The sequence below is a fragment of the Paracoccus sp. UBA5162 genome, from assembly GCF_002413585.1.
Lineage (GTDB): Bacteria > Pseudomonadota > Alphaproteobacteria > Rhodobacterales > Rhodobacteraceae > Paracoccus.
The window spans coordinates 1-2,784 of the sequence record NZ_DHXG01000085.1; the positions used below are offsets into that span (position 1 = coordinate 1).

The following is a 2,784-nucleotide window of genomic DNA, read 5'->3' on the forward strand; positions in this document are numbered from 1 at the left end:
TTCGACCATCGCGACGCCTGGTCGATCGTGGAGCAGGTGGATCATCCCGCGATCGGCATCATTCTCGACAGCTTCCATTCGCTGTCGCGCGGCATCCCCAGCGACAGCATCCGCGCCATTCCCGGCGACAAGATCGCCTTCGTGCAGCTGGCCGACGCGCCTCGGCTCGACATGGACCTGCTTTATTGGAGCCGCCATTACCGCAATTTCCCGGGCCAAGGCGGGCTGCCGGTGGACGATTATGTCGCCGAGATCCGCAAGACCGGCTATGCCGGGCCGCTGTCGCTGGAAATCTTCAACGATCGCTTTCGCGGCTGGTCGGCCGATCTGATCGCCGCCGATGGCCTGCGGTCGCTGCGCCATGTCGAGGATGCCGCCGGGCGCCTGCTCGGCCGCCCCTCCGTCGTGCCGCCGCCGCCCGCGCAGATGCGGCCGGAATTTGTCGAATTCGCGGTGTCGCCGGATGACGAGAGCGCGTTGGAAGCGATGTTCCGTTCGCTCGGCTTCGCGCGCACCGGGCGACATCGCAGCAAGGCGGTGACGCGCTGGCAGGCCGGATCGGTCAATCTGGTCATCAATGCCGAACCGGCGGGCTTTGGCCATAGCTTCCAGCTGACGCACGGTCCGTCCATCTGCGCGCTCGGCCTGGTTGTCGCCGATCGCGATGCGGTGGCGGCGCGCGCCGCGCATCTGGGCATCAGCCAGGTCGGCGATGAGGAAGCGCCCGGCAATCTGGCGGTGCCCGCGCTGCGCGGCATTGGCGGCAGCCTGGTCTATCTGGTGGGGGAAAGCGATGTCGCCGCCATGTGGGCGGATGAATTCGCGCCGACCGGCGAAGCGCCCGACCCGCGGCCGCTGACCATCGATCATCTCGCCGCCGTCGTGCGCATCGAGGAATATCTGTCCTGGCAGCTCTACTGGCGATCGCTGTTCGGGCTGCAGCAAAGCGCGCAGGCGGACGTCATCGATCCGTCGGGCCTGGTGCTGAGCCAGCCGCTGCAGTCGCCCGACGGCGCGCTGCGCCTGACGCTCAACGCGTCCGATGCCGCAGGCACGCTGTCGTCGCGCTTCGTCGAACATAATTTCGGCGGCGGCTATCAGCATGTCGCGCTCGCCGCGCCCGACCTGATGGACCGGGCGAAAGCGCTGCGGCAATCGGGCGCGGACCTGCTGGCCATCAACGGCAATTATTATGCCGATCTGGCCGCGCGGTTCGGCCTCAGCGCTGAAGACACCGCGCGCCTCGCCGATGCGCACATGCTCTATGACCGCGACGAGCAGGGCGACTATCGCCAGCTTTACAGCCGCGCCTTTCGCAAACGCTTCTTCTTCGAATTCGTCGAGCGCCAGCGCTATCAGGGCTATGGCGCGCCCAATGCCGGCGTTCGCCTGGCCGCGCAGGAGCGTTTCCGCACCGATGACGCCCTGATCGACCTCTGACAGGAGCAGGCGGAGGCGCGCGCGGGCGTCAGCTTTCGTCGCCGCGCGATTGCGTCGGATCCTGCCCCAGGAACAGCTCGGCGATCAACCGCCGCAGCCACACCGACCCCGGATCATGATGCGACCGGCGATGCCAGAGCTGCTGCAATGGCACGGATGGCGCGTCGAAGGGCAGGGGCAGCAGATCGAGCCCCGCCATGCGTGCATAGATGCGGCCGACGCCAAGCGGCACGGTGGCGATCATCTCCGATTGGGCGACCAGCAGCGGGACGCTCATGAAATGGGGCGAACGCAGCAGGATGCGTCGCTGCAGGCCAAGGTCGCGCAGCCGCTCCTCCAGCAATTGCTGGCTGCGGCCGGGCTGTTCCACCACCACATGGTCGGCGGCCAGGAAGGCCTCCAGGCTCATCCCCGCTCCGCCATCGCCCCAGCCGGCGCGCGCGATGCAGGCGAATCCCTGTTCGAACAGCCTCTGGGTGAAGAGATTCTGCCCTTCCAGCCCCAGGAAGAAGCCCAGCGCCAGGTCGATCGATCCGTCCGCCAGCCCATGCCGCATTTCGGGCAGCGAGGCGGTGACGGATCGTAGCGTGACGCCCGGCGCGCATCGACGCAGGCTGGCCATGAGGGTGGGCAGGAAGGTCAATTCGCCCAGGTCCGACAGGCTGAGGGTGAAGCGTCGTTCCGACTGCATCGGATCGAAGGGCGCAGCGGTCACGATTTCCGAACGGACCGTCGCCATGACTTTCAGCACGGGTTCGCGCAATCCTTCGGCGACGCGTGTCGGCACCATGGCCCCGCCCTGCCGGACGAACAGCGCATCGTCGAAATGAGCGCGCAGCCGGCGCAGCGACAGGCTGACGCTCGGCTGAGTGACGCCCAGCGCCTGCGCCGCGCCCGATACGCTGCGCGCCGCGAACAGCGCCTCCAGAACGCGCAGCAGGTTGAGGTCCAGCGAATCTATTTCCATCGCTTATAGTCTATATAGATCATATTGCTGATGCCTATGGGGTGACTTGGGGGTAAAATCCTTTCTGCCTCGTCCGAGAAGCGGGGCGAATGGAGAGATGCGATGAAACCGACTTCCGACGCCAAGCCGTGGCCCCGCAACGCCTGGTATGTCGCCTGCACCCCCGATGAGCTGACCGACAAGCCCTTCGCGCGCAAGATTTGCGGCGAACCCATGGTATTCTATCGCGGTGCCGACGGTCGCGTTTCGGCGCTGGAGGATTTCTGCCCGCACCGCGGCGCGCCGCTTTCGCTGGGTTTCGTGCGTGGCGGCGATCTGGTGTGCGGCTATCATGGGCTGGCGGTCGGCTGCACCGGCCGGGCGGCCAGCATGCCGGG

The 2,784-nt window shown here is 66.8% G+C and carries 3 protein-coding genes and 1 pseudogene; 3 read left to right on the forward strand and 1 reads right to left on the reverse strand.

Translation table 11 applies throughout. The annotated features are described in order from the left end of the window. Positions 1-36: 36 nt before the first annotated feature. A pseudogene (locus tag B4A72_RS16190) lies at positions 37-300 on the forward strand (sugar phosphate isomerase/epimerase family protein); the annotation flags it as partial. A gap of 105 nt (positions 301-405) precedes the next feature. Continuing rightward, positions 406-1,440 (forward strand): 4-hydroxyphenylpyruvate dioxygenase family protein, encoded by a 1,035-nt coding sequence (locus tag B4A72_RS14065; protein WP_292978890.1) that lies wholly within the window; start codon positions 406-408, stop codon positions 1,438-1,440. A gap of 28 nt (positions 1,441-1,468) precedes the next feature. Here B4A72_RS14065 and B4A72_RS14070 read toward each other — a convergent pair whose 3' ends face one another. Beyond that, positions 1,469-2,407 (reverse strand): LysR family transcriptional regulator, encoded by a 939-nt coding sequence (locus B4A72_RS14070; protein WP_292978892.1) that lies wholly within the window; start codon positions 2,405-2,407, stop codon positions 1,469-1,471. Positions 2,408-2,509: 102 nt separating this feature from the next. On the opposite strand from B4A72_RS14070, the gene B4A72_RS14075 reads away from it, so the two are divergent. Further along, positions 2,510-2,784 (forward strand): Rieske 2Fe-2S domain-containing protein (locus B4A72_RS14075; protein ID WP_292978894.1); only part of this gene is annotated, 275 nt, incomplete at its 3' end.